Here is a 17,958-nt window from a genome sequence, read left to right as displayed (position 1 = left end):
TAACTGATGAAAGCGCCAAAGGCTCATTTCGTCCAGTAATGTAAGAGTCATGTCTGAAACATCTGCACTCGCGCCGTCGCGAGATGAACTCAATTCTTTGCTCGATTCCTCCTTCGATTCTTTCCTTGATGAATTGAAGACTTTGGTTGCAATTCCTTCGGTTTCTTCCGATCCTGCGCACCAGGAAGACCTGACTCGTAGCGCCGCACACGTGTGTGAGCGCTTCGCATCGCTTGGTTTTGACGCCGAGGTTCTTCGCGTCACCACGCCCGAAGGCGTGGAAGGTAAGCCCGCCATCGTGGCGACCAGCCCGAAGGTTGAGGGCGCACCGACGGTTCTGCTTTACGCCCACCACGATGTTCAGCCGACCGGCGATGTGTCCCGCTGGGCATCTGACCCGTTTGTTGCCGAGGTTCGCGGGGATCGCATCTACGGTCGAGGCACCTCGGATGACGGTGCCGGCGTCATCGTTCACTTCGGTGCGATGTCGCTGTTGAAGGATCGCCTGCCGGTGAATGTTGTTGTCTTTATCGAAGGCGAAGAAGAAATCGGTTCCCCGTCGTTTACGACCTTCCTTGAAACCCACAAGGACAAGCTGAAGGCTGACGTCATCGTCGTCGCCGACTCCGATAACTGGAAGGTCGGCGAGCCCGCCGTCACCTCGACCCTGCGTGGCAACTCCGTGTGCACCGTCGACCTGACTGTCGCTGACCACGCGGTTCACTCCGGTATGTTCGGTGGCCCGATGCTGGACTCGGTGACCTGCGCTGCCATGCTTATCTCGTCCCTGTACGACGAGAAGGGCGATCTGGTTGTCGAGGGTCTTGGTGGCTCCGATAAGGCTGACGTGGATTGGCCAGAAGATGAGTTCCGCGCAGCGGCTGGCCTGCTTGACGGCGTTCAGCTTGCCGGTAGTGGCGATCTGGCCGCCCGCGTGTGGACCAAGCCCAGCGTTTCCGTCATCGGTTTTGACGCGTGCCCCGTGTCGAACTCGTCGAATACGATAGCTCCGCACACTCGCTTCCGCCTGTCGATGCGCGTCGTCCCGGGCAAGGATCCGGTTGAGGCCATGGATCGTCTTATCGAGCACCTCGAGTCGCACGCACCGTTCGGCGCCCACCTTGAGATCACCCGCAACGAAGCCGGAAACGGCTACCAAGCGGATATGGATTCACCCGTCACGAAGCTTCTGCACGAGGCCCTGTCGGATGCGTGGGGCGTGAAGTCTGTAAACATTGGTGTGGGTGGCTCGATCCCGTTCATCACCGACTTCCAGCGCCTGTTCCCTCACGCTCAGGTGGTCGTGACCGGCGTTGAGGATCCGCTCACGAACGCGCACTCCGAAGACGAGTCGCAGTCGATCCCGGACCTGCGTGCAGCGATTCTTGCTGAAGCACTGCTCCTGACGCGTCTGCCCCAACTGTGAGTTCAACACTGGTCATCGCCGGGCACTGGACCGGCGGTGACCCCGCATACCCGTCAACGCTGGCTGCTTTACATGCCTGCGCTGACGGGTTTAGCGCGCGCAAACCCGACTGGAATATTCGCCTTGTTCCTTTTGGAGCTGGCGTTGCCTTCACCGAAGCACTCGCGCAAGCGCAGGCCACCGGCTGGGCACCGATCGTCGTTCCCATCCACGAAGAATCCACGTTCGACGCGGGCCAGCGCACGCTCGATGCCCTTGACGGCGGGCTCACCCCGCTTATTGAAGGCGCCCATTCGATTGACGTTGACTGCGGATTCGGGTTTTTGAGCGCCCTATCCAACGTCGATTTGAGCGATGGTCCGGATCTTGAAGACCGGCTGCGACGTGCGCTCGATACTGCCCGCGCCACAATCGCCGGTCGTGATGTGGTGGTCGCGGCCTCGTCGATGAGGCCACTGCTGGGACTGTCATCCGTGCTGGCGCTCGGCGTCGACCTTGAGGCGCGCACATCGCAAAACCTTCAGCTCACTTCGATGCTGACCCGTGTTCTTTCAACGAAAGCGAAGCGTAACCTTTTGGCGTCCCCCACGGGGGACGAGGCCGCTCCCACCAACTGGGGCACGGCTCCCGGATCCGGTGCAGCCGGTGGAATCGGCGCGATTGTCGGTGCACTGGGGGGACGAATTGTTCCCACCGGCCAATTCTTGCGTGCCATTTGCGACCTTGATTCTGCGCTCGCAGATGCGAACCTCGTCATCGTCGCCGAACCGCGCTTACATTCACCGTCGCTCGCTGACGCATCACTGGATGTGATCACGGACGTGGCGGGGCTTTACGCTTTACCGGTCGTGGCACTCGCAGCCGAATCATCACTTGCCGCGCACGAACGTGCCCAGTGGGGTCTGCATGGGCAATTCCTTACCGATGGGGCGCTCACCCTGGGTGAAGCTGGAGAACGAATCGCGCGCACGTGGGCGCGATAGACGGTTAGTTTTCTCACCCGTAGCGTCCACGCGCGCCCCTGCCGTGGCACAACGCGACGAACGCACGTACTCTAAACAATTGTTAATGACTTTTTTCAAACGAATGGAGCATCATGTCTGACACCGGCATCGAAGCACCCGCACACGAAGTGACGTTGACGGACGTTGCAGTAGCCAAGGTGAAGAGCCTGCTCGAACAGGAAGGTCGCGACGACCTTCGCCTGCGCATCGCCGTTCAGCCCGGTGGTTGCTCCGGCCTGATCTACCAGCTCTACTTCGATGACCGTTTGCTCGACGGCGACGCCGTGCGCGACTTCGACGGTGTTGAGGTTGTCGTCGACCGCATGTCGGTTCCGTACCTCACCGGTGCAACGATCGACTTCGCAGACTCGATCGAACGTCAGGGCTTCACCATCGACAACCCGAACGCGCAGAACACCTGCGCATGTGGTGAATCCTTCCACTGAGCCGAAAGCAAACATGAAGATTATGCATAAGGCGGCCACAGCCGTCCTCACCATCACCGTTTCCCTTGGTCTAGTAGCGTGTGGTTCTACTGACGCCCCGCAGTCTGCCTCACCCCAATCGGGTACATCAATCCCCGAGGTTGAACGTGACGGCGACTTCAACTTCCCGGCAACAACGGGCGGATACGGTGAAGACACTGAAATCTCCGCCGGCGAAGGCGACGCTCCGACCGACAAGGTCTACGTCAAGACCCTCGTTCAAGGTGACGGCGCTGAAGTTCAGCTCACCGACACCGTCTACGTCAACTACGAGCTCGCTCTCTGGGACGGCACCAAGGTTGAGTCCTCCTTCGAAACCGGTAAGCCGATCGCTTTCGCTCTGAACCGGGTGATCCCCGGATGGACCTACGGCCTGGCGACCCAGCACGTTGGCGACCGCGTTGAGCTGGTTGTTCCCGCAAACTGGGCGTACGGAGACAAAGATTCCGCATCGATTCCCGCCAACTCCACGCTGATTTTCGTTGTCGACCTGCTTGATTCCACATCGAACGTTTCTATTGATGAGGAAAGCCTGAAGAACGCTACCGCTACCGGTAACGAACTGCCCGCCGGCATCAGCGTTGAAGGTGCCCCAGCGGTCGAACCTACTCTGTCCTTCACCGAAGGAAGCGCTGCCCCCACCGAAGACGCATCGATTGATATCTACACCGGTATCGGTGAGACCATCGAAGACGGCGACATTGTTCTCTATCGCGGTTTGGGTGCCCCGTTCGGTGATGCCTCTCAGATCCAGTCGACGTGGTCTGACACCACAAACAAGTACACCGCAGATGCTGCCGACCTGAAGGTGGTAGGGAAGACTGTTGGTACTCGTTTCCTGTACATCGCCGGTGCAAGCGCAGCTGCTCAGCAGTCTGCCCAGTCCGGTGCTCAGTCGGACTCAACGCAGACGACCACCCCGAAGGTTTTCGTTCTGGACGTTATCGGAGTGATGAAGGCACACCGATAGTCTGACGCAACTCGTTTGAGTGGGCGGTTCACCAAGCGGTGGATCGCCCACTAGCGCATACAATAGACCCGGTTAAAAATTTCGAGGCCGTACAGGCATCCAACCATTGGGAGAAGATCGTGAGCGAAATGACCGCACGCATCCTGGTTTTTAGCGCCGACATTGATAAGCGCCATGCTGTTGTCAACGGTGTTGGTATCCGTGCTGCGAAGGATCTGCCGACCATCGAATGGTCCGAAGCTGCAACCCCCTTCGGCACCAAGGAACTGGTGGAAAACAACGATTTCGATCTTCTGATCCTCGATGCTGAAACCACCAAGGAAGGTGGTATGTCCGTCGCTCAGGAACTGAAGAACACGGTAGAGAAAGTTCCGCCGATCATCTTCCTGACCGCACGCCAGCAGGATTCCTGGCTTGCTACCTGGGCGGGCGCTGCGGCAACTATTTCGGATCCCCTTGATCCGATCGAGTTGCAGGAAACCGTTGCAGACCTTCTGCGCAAAGCGCGCCAGTGAGTCAATCTTTCGAATGGGCTCGACTGATCGCCGACATCATCTCGGGTAAGGACCTGGATTACGACAGCTCCTACTGGATGATGGACCAGGTGATGAGTGGCGAGCTTGGCGAATCACGCCTGGCATCCTTCCTGACCGCTATGGTCATCAAAAAGCCAACGGTGTCCGAGATCCGTGGTCTTGCCGACGCTATGCAGGACCACGCGGTCAGCGTTGACCTGCCCACCGATGCTCTTGATATTGTCGGTACGGGTGGTGACGGCTACAAGACCGTCAACATTTCGACCATGTCAGCAATCGTTCTGGCATCCCTTGGTACTCCGCTGATCAAGCACGGTAACCGCGCCTCGACCTCCCAGTCGGGGAGTGCCGACGTGATGGAAGCCTTGGGTGTGAACCTGAACCACGAGACCGAGCACATGCGCGAGATCTTCGATGAACTGAACATCGCGTTCCTATTCGCGAACAAGGTTCACCCGTCGATGCGTTTTGCCGCTCCTGTTCGTCGTTCCTTGGCGTTCCCGACAGCATTCAATATTCTTGGCCCGCTGACGAACCCCGCGAAGGTGACCTCGAACGCGATCGGCTCGTCGAATCCGACGAATGCTCGCCTGATGGCCGGCGTTCTTGCTGATCGTGGCGCGTCTGCTCTGGTGTTCCGAGGCAAGGAAACCGGCTTGGATGAACTCTCTACGGTTGACGTGAATGAGATCTGGGAGATCCGCGACGGCGAAGTCACTCATAGCGAGTTCGACCCGACCGAACACTTCGACATGGATCCTGCAGCAATCGGAGACCTTCGCGGTGGCGACCCAGACGATAACGCTGTTGTCGTCCGAGAAATCCTGCTCGGCGGTGGCCGAAAGGCTGTTCGTGACGCGGTTGCGCTGAACACCGCGGGTGGTTTGATCGCATACGGCAAGGCTCAGGGAGTGCGTCCTGGCGATGGCTCGCTGGTCGAGCGTTTCGGCGTTGGTATCCAGATGGCACGCGATGCCATGAATGATGGTCGTGCCATGAATCTGCTGAACCGCTGGATCGAACTCGCGTCAGCCTGAGTTGTGCTCATCGTGCACCTTGGTGCGATGAAGAATGTACGAGGCCGGGCGGACAATATCAGGTGTCCGCCCGGTTTTTCGGTTCTGTCGCCTTACCTTGTGCTTTGTTAAAGGGAAAGCTCAATGATGTGCCTCGTACCCCGACGTGCTAGTAGGCACTCAACTCTTCGCCTGGCGTCGACAAGAGAGCAATATCGTCGCTGCTGGTCACTCCCATGTCTTCGAGTATGCGCGTAAGCCCGTCCAGTACATGCAACGTCATGTAGGAATCAGCCAAAGCACGGTGTGCTTCCACTACGGGAGCATCGAAATAATCGGCTAGAGCACCCAGGCGATGACTGGGAACCTCAGGCTTTGGAAGCAGAATCCTGGCAAGAGTCAACGTGTCGAAATAGGGCAAAGGTCGCCATTTAAGACCTGTCTGCTGGCATGCTCTCAGCAGGAAACCGCGATCGAAAGGAACGTGCTGAGCAACGAAAACCTGCGCGGGATCACCGTCGTCGATCCACGTCAAGAACTGGGGGAGGACCTGGTCAACAGTCGGAGCGCCCTCCACGTCTTCATCGGTAATACCTGTCAAAGTCGTGACGATTTTAGGGATAGGACGCAGTGGGTTCACCATCGACTGGAAAGTAGAAAGTACCTGGCCGCCGCGGACTTTAAGCGCACCAATTTCGGTGATCTGGTCATCGTTGCCAAGCCCCGTCGTCTCAAGATCAACGACAACGTACGTCGTATCAGCAAAAGACAGCCCACTGATTATGGGTGATGCGCCGTCGCGTATCTGACGTACTTGGCTCAGACACGTGCGCACCTGTGCAACGATATTCGCACGCCTGTCCGTTGAATCTGAGATAGCGTCGTTGCCTGCCAACATATCGCGTGAAGTGGGCATAGAGTTAAGCATAGTTCGTGTTTTCACCTTCGAACCTCGTGGAGGGGCCGTGGCGTTCTACCAAGCATTGAAGGCAACCGGAAGTCCGATCCTGAAGGCGGCATACAAGCCGTGGATTCGTGGCAAAGAGAATATCCCGACCTCCGGGCCGGCAATTCTTGCCTCAAACCACAACGCGGTGTGGGATTCTGTCTTCCTGCCAATGATGCTCGACCGTGAGGTCGTCTTCATGGGTAAGGCCGACTACTTTACGGGTACCGGTGCAAAAGGCTGGGTCACGAAGGAATTCATGCGCGCCGTTGGCACAATTCCCGTTGATCGTTCGGGCGGTCGCGCATCCGAAGGTGCTTTGAAGGCCGGTCTTGACCGCCTCGCCAGCGGTGAACTCTTCGGCATCTACCCCGAAGGAACCCGTTCGCCCGATGGACGTCTCTACCGCGGTAAAACGGGTGTTGCTCGACTTGCTCTGCTGTCCGGAGCCCCAGTTATTCCCGTCGCGATGATCGGCACGCACGCTGCTCAACCGATCGGCCAGAAAATCCCGTCGCGTACCAACATTGGCATGGTCATCGGCGAACCCCTGGATTTCTCCCGTTACAAGGGTCTCCACAAGGATCGCTTCGTCCTGCGCGCCATCACGGACGAAATCATGTACAACCTGATGCTGCTCTCGGGTCAGGAATACGTTGACCTTTATGCAGCAGACGTGAAGGCGAAGCTTGCCGCCGACGGAAAGTTCGACGGCCCGGTTCCCACGAATGGTCGACCCGGCCCCGGCGGGCGTACCGCTCCGATCGTCGAGGTACCTCATCGCCCCGAAGAAGAATCCAGAGAAACTGATCCTCACACGGGTGAAAACGCAGAATAAATGCGTGTGCACGCCCGTCCATGGGACGGGCGACCCCCATACCAACTCCACTGTGGCTTTAAACTAGTGGTGTTTGAGGTGCGTGTCGTCCGACCGCACTTGTTCCAACGCTGAAAGGTGTTTCCATGTCGGTTCGTCGCGTCGCTCTGCTCACCGCCGGTGGCTTCGCTCCGTGTCTTTCTTCCGCTGTTGGTGGCCTCATTGAGCGCTACAACGAAATCGATCCTTCGATCGAGATTATCGCGTACCAGAACGGCTACCACGGTCTGCTGACCGGCAACTTCGTCGTCGTTGACGAAGAAGCTCGTAAGCATGCTGGCGTCCTTCACCGCTTCGGTGGCTCCCCGATCGGTAACTCGCGCGTCAAGCTGACCAACGCGAAGAACCTCGTCGAGCGTGGCCTTGTCGCCGAAGGCGAAAACCCGCTTGAAAAGGCTGCTGAGCAGCTCCGTAAGGATGGCGTTGACGTCCTGCACACCATCGGTGGTGACGACACCAACACCACGGCTGCAGATCTTGCTGCCTATCTCGAAGAACATGACTACCACCTGACGGTCGTCGGCCTGCCCAAGACGATCGACAACGACGTTGTGCCGATCCGTCAGTCCCTGGGTGCATGGACCGCCGCTGAAGAAGTCTCCGAGTATGCACAGAACGTCATCGGCGAGCACCGCTCCAACCCCCGTATGCTGATCATCCATGAAATCATGGGTCGGCACTGCGGTTGGCTGACCGCTGCTGGTTCGCTTGAGTACCACAACTGGCTGAAGACCCAGGAATGGGTTCCCTCCATCGGCCTGTCGAAGGAGCGCTGGGACATCCACGCTGTCTTCCTACCCGAAATGGCACTCGACATCGACGCCGAGGCCGCCCGCCTGAAGAAGATCATGGACGAGCAGGGCAACGTCAACATCTTCCTCTCCGAGGGTGCCGGCGTTCCTGAGATCATCGCTGAAATGGAAGCAGCTGGCGTTGAGGTCCAACGCGACCCCTTCGGACACGTCAAGCTCGACACCATCAACCCCGGCCAGTGGTTCGCCAAGCAGTTCGCATCCAAGATTGACGCTGAGAAGGTCATGGTCCAGAAGTCGGGCTACTTCTCACGTTCTTCGCGTGCAAACGCTGAGGACCTGCGCCTGATCAAGTCCATGACTGATCTTGCTGTCGAATGCGCTCTCAAGGGCGAATCCGGCGTTATCGGCCACGATGAAGAAAACGGTGACCGTCTGACCGCAATCGCCTTCCCGCGTATTGCCGGTGGCAAACCCTTCGATATTTCTCAGAAGTGGTTCCTCGACATGATGGCCGAGATCGGCCAGGAAGTGAAGCCCGCTGCACAGTGAGTTTTCCTATGAATCCCGGTCGCGGCACGCCACGGTTCGCACAGTACCCGGCGTGCCGCGACCCGGAGAATCTCGTAGCTCCAGAAGCCGGTACGGACGCGCCGTGGGACTCATGGCGTAGCCGTGAAGCCCTGCAACAACCGACTTACCCGGATGCGCAGGCAGTCGAAGACGTAACAACAGCGTTGCGTCGCCAGCCACCGCTTGTGTTTGCTGGTGAAGTGGACGATCTGCGGACCTGGTTGGGAGTTGCGGGACGCGGTGAAGCCTTCGTCCTCACGGGTGGAGACTGCGCCGAAACCTTCGCAGAATCCACCGCTGATCACCTGCGTCTAAAGATTCAGGCGCTTCTTCAGATGGCGGTTGTCCTGACATACGGTGCTTCGCTTCCCGTTGTGAAGATTGGTCGTATCGCCGGACAATATGCGAAACCGCGTTCTTCCGACATGGAGACCCGCGACGGCGTGACTCTTCCGTCGTACCGAGGAGACGCGGTGAATTCCTACGAGTTCACGCCCGAAGCGCGTATCCCGGATCCGGATCGTCTTCTTCAGACGTACCACCATGCTGCGTCGACGCTGAATCTGATTCGCGCCTTCACGAAGGGTGGTTACGCTGACCTGCGCATGGTTCACCACTGGAACCGTGGTTTTACGCAGAACCCCGCATACGCACGCTACGAGTCGTTGGCTGAAGAGATCCACCGCGCCGTCCAATTCATGCAGGCTGCCGGTGTTGACTTTGATTCACTGCGTGACGTTGATCTGTATTCGTCGCACGAGGCACTTCTGCTTGAATATGAGTCAGCAATGACGCGTATCGACTCGCGTAACGGCTTGCCCTATGACACATCTGGTCACTTCTTGTGGGTAGGGGAACGCACACGTGATCTTGAAGGTGCTCATATTGAGCTTCTTGCACGTGTGCGTAACCCGATCGGCGTCAAGGTTGGTCCTACAACGACCCCCGACGATCTGCTTGGATTGATGGATCGATTGAATCCCGAAGGGGAAGAAGGACGTCTGACATTCATCACTCGCATGGGTGCAGGTACGATTCTTGAAAATCTTCCTCCGTTGCTGAGCGCTGCGAAGGCTGACGGTCGCCCCGTCACCTGGATTACCGATCCCATGCACGGCAATACGATCACCTCGTCGACCGGATATAAGACGCGTCGCTTTGAAACGATCATGGAGGAAGTGAAAGGCTTCTTCGATGCCCATGATGAAGCAGGAACCGTCCCGGGTGGCATCCATGTTGAACTGACCGGTGACGATGTCACCGAAGTTATTGGTGGTTCAGCAAAGCTTGACGATGAGTCGCTTCAGAAGCGCTACGAGACCCTGGTGGATCCACGTTTGAACCACCAGCAGTCGCTGGAAATGGCATTCCAAGTCGCAGAGTATTTGCGTCGCGATCTCTAAATCTTAGTCCCGATACAACAAGGCCGTGCCCGCACAAGCATCGTATTGCTTGGCGGGCGCGGCCTTGTTCTGGTGGCTTTGGTCGTCTGTGGCGATGGTGTGGGGGTTGCGTGGAGCGGACCCCGTTTTTGGGCGCTTTCCTGGTTGTGTTCGTGTTCTTGGACGGGGGCATGGTGTGACGTGGCGGAGTTTGTCGAAGTATGGGTGTCGGGCGTTGGAGTGACACCGTCAACGCTTCTGACAGCTGTAGTGAGAGCCACAGTGGAAGCTGTATCGGTAGAAGCTCTATGCAGAGCTATCGACTACACGATGAAGAGGGTGACCGTCGATCCCTTTTTCACAACCGTGCCAGCACCGGGATCTGTGTAACGCGCGGTCCCGAAGAAGCCACCGAGCACGCGTTGAACCGTGACATTCAGGCCGGCAGCTTCCAGGATTCGTTTCGCTTCAGCTTCCTGCTTACCCGTAATGGAGGGGACTTCAACTGTTTCTGGCCCCTTGGAAACGACATATTCGACCTTGTCGCCCTTATGGAGAGTCGTGCCAGCTGCTGTTGTCTGAGAAATCAAGGAGCCTTCGGCGACACTGTCCGAGTACTCTTCACTTGGCGACGCGACCAATCCCAGTGCCTCGATCGCAGCCTGAGCATCAGCGCTACTCATCGCCATGAGGTCCGGAACCGTCAGTGGTTCTCGACCCTTCGAGACAACAACATCGATTTTCGTATCGTGGGGGATCGACGTATCGGGATCCAAGGACTGAGAAATGACGATATCCTTGGCAACCTCTTCCGAATACTCTTCGTTGATTGTGCCCACGGCTAAACCAGCATCGGTGAGCACAGTCTCAATCTCAGACTTGTTCTTTCCAACAAGATCGGGCACAGGTCGCATATCGATGCCTTTGGAGGTTGTTACGCGAACCTCTGCGTTCTTGTGAACAGGCTGCCCGCCACCGGGATCAGAAGAAATGACGATACCGGATTGGACGGTGTCAGAGAACGCTTCCTCTTCAATCACTCCAAGCCCAAGAGCTGCAAGCTCTGACTTCACGGCCTGTGAGGAACGCCCAGCTGTTTGAGGCATGGTCAAGTACGAGCCGGGGCCATACTCGTTCCACCACCACCAGCCACCTACACCACCGATGATAGAGACGAAGGCAATGATGGCCAGGAACTTGCCGATGAACGAACGGCGATTCTTTTTTGGAGAATGCATCGCTCCTTGCACTCCAGCGGCCTGGACAACAGTGCGGGACGTGGAATGACCATTCGGGGGAAGTGAAGAGGTCACACCCAGATGCTCCCAAGTGGCAGTTTCTCCCGCAGAAGAGGCAACCTTTGGTGCAACGTCGGCTCGACGAGCAAGGATTTCTTCCGGCAGTCCACTTTCGACGCGAGCGAGGAGCTCAAGTGCTTCACCGGCGTCTGTTGGTCGCTCATCAGGATTCGTTGCAGCTAACGCTGAAATAAAGTCATCAATTTCGCGAGGCAACCAGCTGACCAGAGCCGACGGCATCGGAATGGGATCATTCACATGATGCGTAGCAATCTGGATAGCATTTTCGCCTTCCCACGGCACTGAACCCGTGAGCATTTCAAACGCCATGATGCCAACGGCGTAAAGGTCGGTGCGCTGATCAACGTCGTGTGACAGGGCAACTTCCGGAGCAATGTAGGCCACGGTTCCCAGCATTGAACCAGTGGTCGAAAGTGACACTTCAGAGGCCGCGCGTGCTAAACCAAAATCGGTCACGCGAGCAGGCGGATCTGCGGGAACAAGGACGTTTTCTGGCTTGATGTCGCGGTGGATCACACCAACACGATGAGCGGCTCGGAGTGCGTCAAGAACGTCGTGAACGTAGGACAGTGTTTGCCCAACGGTAAAAGAACCTTGCTCGTTTAAGACAGTGCGAAGGGTCGGTCCGTCGATGAGTTCCATGACCAAGAATCCCTGACCAGCAACAACACCCTGATCGAAAACCGAGACGACACCGGGGTGAATAATGCGGGCAGCGGATCGCGCTTCGCGACGGAAACGAGCAACGTAATCCTGTGACTGGGCAAGATGCGGATGCATGATCTTCAAAGCAACCGGGCGCTCCAAGCGTTCGTCTTGTGCCACGTACACGGTTGCCATTCCGCCACGAGCCAGCAGGCGGATTACGCGATAGCGCGAGTCAATAAGCATTCCTAGAAGCGGATCAATCTGGTCGCTCGTAGGGGATGAAAGATCGTTGGGCTCGGGTGATTCAGGTGCAACACGATGCCCTGGTAGGGTCTGCAGGCGTTCAGTCGGCTGCGAACCAGTGTCAGGGGTGCGTCGGTCTGAATCAAAATCGGTCACGTTCGGATTGTATTAGAGGGGCGCCGTAGTGGGCGTACGCAAGACGGCGCGCCATGTGAGTTCGTGCGCTCAGTGCCTCGAGACGAGGCCGGGGGAGCGTTTGACGGCTAGGCTGAGAACATGACCCAGAATGTGGAAACTATTTCGTTTGAAGAAGCCGGTCGTCTGTTGGGCGTCGAAGAACGCCGGATCAAGCAGTTTGTGCGTGATCATGTTTTGTTTGCCGTGAAGGGCGAGAGCGGAAAGCCTGCGATTCCTCGCGAAATCATTGTCTTAGGTGCAAACGGCTGGGAGCCACTGTTCAGCCTTCCTGGCACGCTGACGCTTCTGGAGGACGACGGTTTTACGCCCGAAGAAGCGGCTGCTTGGTTGTACACCGTTCAAGACGAACTCGGTGAAACGCCCATGGAAGCCCTGTTGAAGGGGCGCCACCACAAGGTCAATTCAATCGCCTCAACTCTGGCGTTCTGAGATTATTCCGACCCGCGCTTGAACAAAGAACGAGGCTCGCCATGTGCGTTGCCTCGTTCTTTTCATTATCACAGAAGGCAAATCTGAACGCGTAAGGTGACTGGTTACGCCGTACGGGCGGTGATGATCTCAGCCAACTCGGTCAGATCGCGACGCTGATCTTCAGTGAATGGATAGGCGTCAAAACCGCGATGGCCTTCCTTCACTAGAGAATCGATCAGCGACTCGTGGGCGCGTCGACCGCGTTCTTCAATAATCGTCGCGCACTGGGCAATCGCTTCATCCGAAGCATCCTCGTCGCCGAGCACTCCGAGCAGAGTGCGACGTTCGTCTACAGTCGCATGAGACCACGCCAAAGAAAGCAATACGGTTCGCTTGCCCTCACGCAGATCATCGCCGGCAGGCTTGCCCGTGGTTGCCGGGTCGCCGAAGATCCCCAGATCGTCATCGCGAAGCTGGAAAGCGATACCCCACGGAGTGAGGATGGAGTCCAACGCCTGGATCAGCTCGGGTGAACCACCGCCGGCAATCGCCCCGAGAATCGCCGGGTGGACGATCGAATAATGCGCGCTCTTGTGGAGGACAACCTCCATGACATCCTCGACGCTGATGGCAACGTTATCTTCGACGTCCAACGGAAGATTTTCTGCTCGGATATCAAGGTATTGCCCCAAGCCCACTTCCGCGTGCATCGTCGTAAAACGCTGCATGAGCAAGAAGGCGCGCTCCGGGGCCAACAGTGAGCACTGAGAATTGACTGCGGCCTGGGCGGCGGAGAACAACAGGTCACCGACAAGAACGGCGCCGGCGGCACCGAATGCGGTTGCAGACCCTTCCCAGCCCCTATCGCGATGAATCTCAGCAAGGCGAACATGGGGAGTGGGGGCTCCGCGACGCGTATCAGCATGGTCAATGAGATCGTCGTGCGCCAATGCTGAGGCCTGGTAGAGCTCAAGGCCGGCTGCCAACGCCGAAAGGTCAAGATCCGGATCATCCAGCGGACGTTGCAAGGCCAACGAAGCCCCGAAATATGCCAGAAGTCCGCGGAAACGCTTGCCTGACTGGATCGAGGCGACGCAGGTCTGAGTAAATTCATCCGAGACTCGTGACGTGCCGATTTCATCCATCAACGCGATCAGATGATCGTGAGTCGCATTGTCGATGGTGGGGCGGAGTTCGGCGAACCGTGCGGTAAGTGTTTCCATAGGTCACACTGTAGCGTGACACGTGTAAATGTGGTGCTGGTCATTATTGTTTCACCTTTGGTGAGCTACATCATTAAAAATAGGGGTTGACAGGTGAGTTCATCAGGAAAATTTGCACTATCGGACTATAATTAAAAGTAGGTTTTCAGCGCCCGAATCGGCGCGAAGAAGTCCCCATTTTCTGCGAAAGGGATAGGTGTGGCCGGATCGAGCACTACCAAGGGGTCCAAGACTACTTCCAAGGCTAGTAGGGTTGACGAAACAGTAGAGGTAGAAAAGACCGCACCAGCAACGAAGAAGCGTGCTTCGAAGGCTGTGACTCAAAAGGCTACCGACGAAGCTACCAAGGCTCCAGCAAAGAAGACCACGCTCCGTACGGCAAAGAAGACCGCGGAAGCTGGCGACGTCGCTCCCGAAGAGAAGCCTGCTCAGAAAACGACTCGACGTACCGTGAAGAAGGTCGCCGACGAAACTGCAAAGGCTTCGTCTGAAGCTGAAGCCACCAAGGCTCCTGCAAAGAAGACCAAGCGTCGTACCACGAAGAAGGCGACCGCTGAAGTCGCTTCTAGTGATGCTCCTACAACCGACGCGCAGGCTCCGCTTACCCAGGAAGAGCCCGCAAAAACGGCAAAGAAGACGACTCGTCGCACCACGAAGAAGGACGGCGAATCTGCCGAGGTTCAAGAAGACAAGTCCACGAAGAAGGCAACTCGTCGCACGACCAAGAAGACCGTCGAGGGTGCAGAGACCCAAGAAGGTAAGCCCGCGAAGAAAGCTACGCGTCGTACCAAGAAGGTTGCAGAGGCTACAGAGGCTCAAGAAGACAAGCCTGCAAAGAAGACGACTCGTCGCAAGAAGAAGGACGAGCCCAAGGTCGAAGAACCGGCAATTGAAGAGTCTGAAGAAGAGACTGAAGACGATATCGACGATGCTGATATCGATCTGAACGACGAAGAAGAACTCGACGATACTGAAGACACAGATGGCGACGATACGTCAGATGATGAAGATGAATCTGAAGAGGAAGATGAATCTGAAGAGGAAGATGAAGAGTCCAAGCCTAAGCCGTCAGTCGTTGAGGTAACAACGTCGAAGACAAAGACGAAGGGGAGTTTCGTCGTTTCCGACTCCGACGAGTCCGATGAGCCCGTCCAGCAGGTGACCGTCGCGGGTGCAACCGCGGACCCGGTCAAGGACTACCTCAAGCAGATCGGCAAGGTTTCGCTGCTGAACGCAGAGCAGGAAGTTGACCTTGCTCGCCGTATTGAAGCTGGCCTCTACGCTGAATACAAGCTGAAGAACGAAGCCGATTCGATGACGGCGAAGGAACGTCGTGAGCTGCACTTCATGGCATCCGACGGTCAGCTGGCGAAAAATCACCTGTTGGAAGCAAACCTGCGTCTGGTCGTTTCGCTGGCTAAGCGTTACACGGGTCGTGGCATGCAGTTCCTGGATCTGATCCAGGAAGGTAACCTCGGTCTGATTCGTGCAGTTGAGAAGTTCGACTACACGAAGGGCTACAAGTTCTCCACCTACGCAACCTGGTGGATTCGTCAGGCGATCACGCGTGCAATGGCTGACCAGGCTCGCACGATCCGTATTCCTGTCCACATGGTTGAGGTCATCAACAAGCTCGCTCGCGTCCAGCGCCAGATGCTTCAGGATCTTGGTCGTGAACCCACGCCGGAAGAACTGGCGAAGGAACTCGACATGACACCCGAAAAGGTCGTCGAGGTTCAGAAGTACGGTCGCGAACCGATCTCGCTTCACACTCCGCTGGGTGAAGATGGCGATTCTGAGTTCGGCGACCTGATCGAAGACTCTGAAGCAATCGTTCCCGCCGACGCTGTGTCGTTCACGCTTCTTCAAGAACAGCTCCACAACGTGCTCGACACCCTGTCGGAACGTGAAGCTGGCGTTGTGTCGATGCGTTTCGGTCTGGGCGATGGTCAGCCGAAGACCCTGGATGAGATCGGCAAGGTCTATGGCGTGACGCGCGAGCGTATTCGTCAGATCGAGTCGAAGACGATGTCGAAGTTGCGTCACCCGTCGCGTAGCCAGGTGCTTCGCGATTACCTCGACTGATCACCTCGCGTTTGTCTTATCTCAGTAACGTTGCGGTGAGTCATCTCATGGTCACGAAACGATGAAGTCACTAAGTGTGAGGTGGCGGGCGGGCTCGAACAGTTAGAACATAGTTACATGCTCTCGGGTTTTCTCATCATGGCCTTTGTTCTTCTGCTCGTTGTGGTTATCGCTGTTGCGGTGATCGTTGGTTTGGCACTTGAGCGTCGCCCTGCGTCCGTTTGGCAGGAACATCTTCGTGACCAGCGTGAGAAGCTGACGAATGCTCCCGAAAATGATGCCGATCCCGTGTCACCTCACTCGACAACGTTGACGGATCTGATGGGTGATACGTCGTCGATGAAGAACGCGTATTTTGATGCGGATCGGTTGCCCGGCGTTGATCGTATTGAGCGTGTGACGGATCGTTTTGAAGCGATGCAGGAGCACCGCAAGGCAGGCAAGGAATCTTCGGCCGAGTAAACGTTGCCTAGCGTGCCACTAGTGTTCGACTCCGTTAGGTTCAACCAATAAGTGGAACTTGATAGCGTCCATGGGAGATGATGAGCCCATGGACGCTGTTCTTTCATTTTTAAGCTCTCCGGCGGGCATTGCGTGTATTGCACTGCTCGTCGTTGTCATCGTGGGCATTGGTATTGGAGTTGCGCGTAGCTCGAAGAAGTCCATGCCGACTATTACGCCTGCTACTCCGGCCACGCCAGTTACGGCCGCGCCGACAACTCCTGCGGATGAGGTCCCCGCAGATGCACCTGATGCGCGCGGTAGTCCGTCGCCGATCGACGAGGCCGCCTTGTGCGCTCCGACGTCTGACCCTGTCGTAGATGGCGGGCAAGACCAGCTGACAGCACCTGTTGAAGAGACTGTCGAAGCACCTGAACTGTCAGTTGAGGTTCCTGAATCACTGCCGAGCCGTATGGCTCGCCTGCGGTCGCGCCTGTCGCGTTCGGGCACGCTGGGCAAGGCTATCGTTTCGGTGTTGTCCCGTGGTGAGCTGAAAGCCGCTGACTGGGAAGAAGTCGAAGATACGCTTCTTGTCGCTGATCTTGGTCTTGAAGCGACCGACACGCTGATTGAGGCACTAAAGAATCGCGTGGCTGTCGAAGGTGTTCACGACACTGATTCCATTAAGAGGTTTCTTTCCGAAGAGCTTCTTGCGCTGGTTGATCCTGCGATGGATCGTAGCCTGCATCTTGATCGTCAGGGCGACAAAGGTGAGCTTCCCGCATCGATCCTGATGGTTGGCGTGAACGGCACCGGTAAGACGACGACCGTTGGCAAACTGGCTCGCGTTCTCGTTGCCGAAGGCAAGAGCGTTTTGCTGGGTGCAGCTGACACCTTCCGCGCTGCTGCCGGCGAACAGCTGGGCACGTGGGGTGAGCGCGTTGGTGTTGAGGTCGTTGCTTCTGACCGCGAGGGCGCAGATCCGGCTTCGGTTGCTTTCGATGCGCTCAAGGCTGGCGCAGACAAGAATATTGATGTCGTGCTGGTTGATACCGCTGGTCGTCTGCAGACGAAGTCGACGCTGATGGATGAGCTTGGCAAGGTCAAGCGTGTCATGGAAAAGCAGGCTCCCGTCAACGAGGTTCTGCTGGTCCTCGATGCGACCACCGGTCAGAACGGTATGAAGCAGGCTGAGGTTTTCGCTGAAGTTGTTGGAGTGACCGGCATTGTCCTGACCAAGCTTGATGGGTCTGCAAAGGGGGGCATTGTTGTCTCCGTGCAGAAGGCTCTTGGTGTTCCGGTGAAGTTCGTTGGCCTGGGTGAAGGCGCTGACGATCTTGCTCCGTTCGATCCGCAGGGCTTCGTTGACGCCATCGTGAATGGCTGACACTTTTCGAGTTGCACGCTAGGCGGGTCAGTCTCA

General features: G+C 57.0%; 16 protein-coding genes. 13 read left to right on the top strand and 3 right to left on the bottom strand.

Annotated features, from left to right (window positions below):
• Nucleotides 1-49: 49 nt before the first annotated feature.
• The 6 genes from G5S47_RS04685 to trpD all read left to right on the top strand — a co-directional run bounded on the left by G5S47_RS04685 (nt 50) and on the right by trpD (nt 5,458).
• Complete coding sequence (locus tag G5S47_RS04685; protein WP_006681202.1) at nt 50-1,426, top strand: M20/M25/M40 family metallo-hydrolase; 1,377 nt, start codon at nt 50-52, stop codon at nt 1,424-1,426.
• On the top strand, nt 1,423-2,409 hold the full coding sequence (locus G5S47_RS04680; RefSeq protein WP_219585191.1) for a glycerate kinase: 987 nt from the start codon (nt 1,423-1,425) through the stop codon (nt 2,407-2,409). Before G5S47_RS04685 ends, G5S47_RS04680 begins: the two co-directional genes overlap by 4 nt.
• Nucleotides 2,410-2,522: 113 nt before the next feature.
• Complete coding sequence (gene erpA, locus G5S47_RS04675; RefSeq protein WP_006681200.1) at nt 2,523-2,876, top strand: iron-sulfur cluster insertion protein ErpA; 354 nt, start codon at nt 2,523-2,525, stop codon at nt 2,874-2,876.
• A gap of 22 nt (nt 2,877-2,898) precedes the next feature.
• Nucleotides 2,899-3,885 (top strand): FKBP-type peptidyl-prolyl cis-trans isomerase, encoded by a 987-nt coding sequence (locus G5S47_RS04670; protein WP_257878404.1) that lies wholly within the window; start codon nt 2,899-2,901, stop codon nt 3,883-3,885.
• Between the two features lie 119 nt (nt 3,886-4,004).
• On the top strand, nt 4,005-4,400 hold the full coding sequence (locus tag G5S47_RS04665) for a response regulator (RefSeq protein ID WP_006681198.1): 396 nt from the start codon (nt 4,005-4,007) through the stop codon (nt 4,398-4,400).
• Nucleotides 4,397-5,458 carry an anthranilate phosphoribosyltransferase gene (gene trpD / locus G5S47_RS04660; protein ID WP_179369719.1) on the top strand — a complete coding sequence of 354 codons (1,062 nt, stop codon included), beginning with the start codon at nt 4,397-4,399 and terminating at the stop codon, nt 5,456-5,458. Before G5S47_RS04665 ends, trpD begins: the two co-directional genes overlap by 4 nt.
• Before the next feature lie 148 nt (nt 5,459-5,606).
• Here the strand turns inward: trpD and G5S47_RS04655 are convergent, their stop codons facing one another.
• A complete protein-coding gene (locus tag G5S47_RS04655; protein WP_219585189.1) occupies nt 5,607-6,353 on the bottom strand; it encodes a 3'-5' exonuclease in 747 nt (248 codons plus the stop codon).
• Nucleotides 6,354-6,402: 49 nt separating this feature from the next.
• Here G5S47_RS04655 and G5S47_RS04650 point away from each other — a divergent pair, with 49 nt between their 5' ends.
• The 3 genes from G5S47_RS04650 (at nt 6,403) to G5S47_RS04640 (ending at nt 9,988) form a co-directional block, all read left to right on the top strand.
• A complete protein-coding gene (locus tag G5S47_RS04650; RefSeq protein WP_179369717.1) occupies nt 6,403-7,221 on the top strand; it encodes a lysophospholipid acyltransferase family protein in 819 nt (272 codons plus the stop codon).
• Between the two features lie 125 nt (nt 7,222-7,346).
• The gene (locus G5S47_RS04645) at nt 7,347-8,564 is read left to right on the top strand and encodes a pyrophosphate--fructose-6-phosphate 1-phosphotransferase (RefSeq protein WP_179369716.1); all 1,218 of its coding nucleotides are present in this window, start codon (nt 7,347-7,349) and stop codon (nt 8,562-8,564) included.
• Nucleotides 8,565-8,572: 8 nt separating this feature from the next.
• Nucleotides 8,573-9,988, top strand: coding sequence for a class II 3-deoxy-7-phosphoheptulonate synthase (locus tag G5S47_RS04640; protein WP_179369715.1), 1,416 nt, complete (start codon nt 8,573-8,575; stop codon nt 9,986-9,988).
• 302 nt (nt 9,989-10,290) lie between these two features.
• Here G5S47_RS04640 and pknB read toward each other — a convergent pair whose 3' ends face one another.
• Nucleotides 10,291-12,333 (bottom strand): Stk1 family PASTA domain-containing Ser/Thr kinase, encoded by a 2,043-nt coding sequence (pknB, locus tag G5S47_RS04635; protein ID WP_219585188.1) that lies wholly within the window; start codon nt 12,331-12,333, stop codon nt 10,291-10,293.
• 120 nt (nt 12,334-12,453) lie between these two features.
• On the opposite strand from pknB, the gene G5S47_RS04630 reads away from it, so the two are divergent.
• Entirely contained in the window at nt 12,454-12,804 is a 351-nt protein-coding gene (locus G5S47_RS04630; RefSeq protein ID WP_006681191.1) for an Rv2175c family DNA-binding protein, read from the top strand.
• A 104-nt stretch (nt 12,805-12,908) separates the two neighbouring features.
• Here G5S47_RS04630 and G5S47_RS04625 read toward each other — a convergent pair whose 3' ends face one another.
• Nucleotides 12,909-14,009 carry a polyprenyl synthetase family protein gene (locus tag G5S47_RS04625; protein ID WP_103631884.1) on the bottom strand — a complete coding sequence of 367 codons (1,101 nt, stop codon included), beginning with the start codon at nt 14,007-14,009 and terminating at the stop codon, nt 12,909-12,911.
• A 315-nt stretch (nt 14,010-14,324) separates the two neighbouring features.
• Here G5S47_RS04625 and G5S47_RS04620 point away from each other — a divergent pair, with 315 nt between their 5' ends.
• From G5S47_RS04620 to ftsY, 3 genes are all read left to right on the top strand, one after another.
• Nucleotides 14,325-16,094, top strand: a complete 1,770-nt coding sequence (locus G5S47_RS04620; protein ID WP_373273801.1) for an RNA polymerase sigma factor — start codon at nt 14,325-14,327, stop codon at nt 16,092-16,094.
• A 117-nt stretch (nt 16,095-16,211) separates the two neighbouring features.
• A complete protein-coding gene (locus tag G5S47_RS04615; RefSeq protein ID WP_050998791.1) occupies nt 16,212-16,556 on the top strand; it encodes a hypothetical protein in 345 nt (114 codons plus the stop codon).
• An 88-nt stretch (nt 16,557-16,644) separates the two neighbouring features.
• The gene (ftsY, locus tag G5S47_RS04610; RefSeq protein ID WP_219585186.1) at nt 16,645-17,922 is read left to right on the top strand and encodes a signal recognition particle-docking protein FtsY; all 1,278 of its coding nucleotides are present in this window, start codon (nt 16,645-16,647) and stop codon (nt 17,920-17,922) included.
• Nucleotides 17,923-17,958: the final 36 nt, after the last annotated feature.

Source organism: Schaalia turicensis, assembly GCF_019380255.1.
GTDB classification, from domain to species: Bacteria; Actinomycetota; Actinomycetes; order Actinomycetales; family Actinomycetaceae; genus Pauljensenia; species Pauljensenia turicensis_A.
The sequence above is the reverse complement of the archived record's forward strand: the minus strand, read 5'-3'. Positions and strand labels throughout refer to the sequence as shown.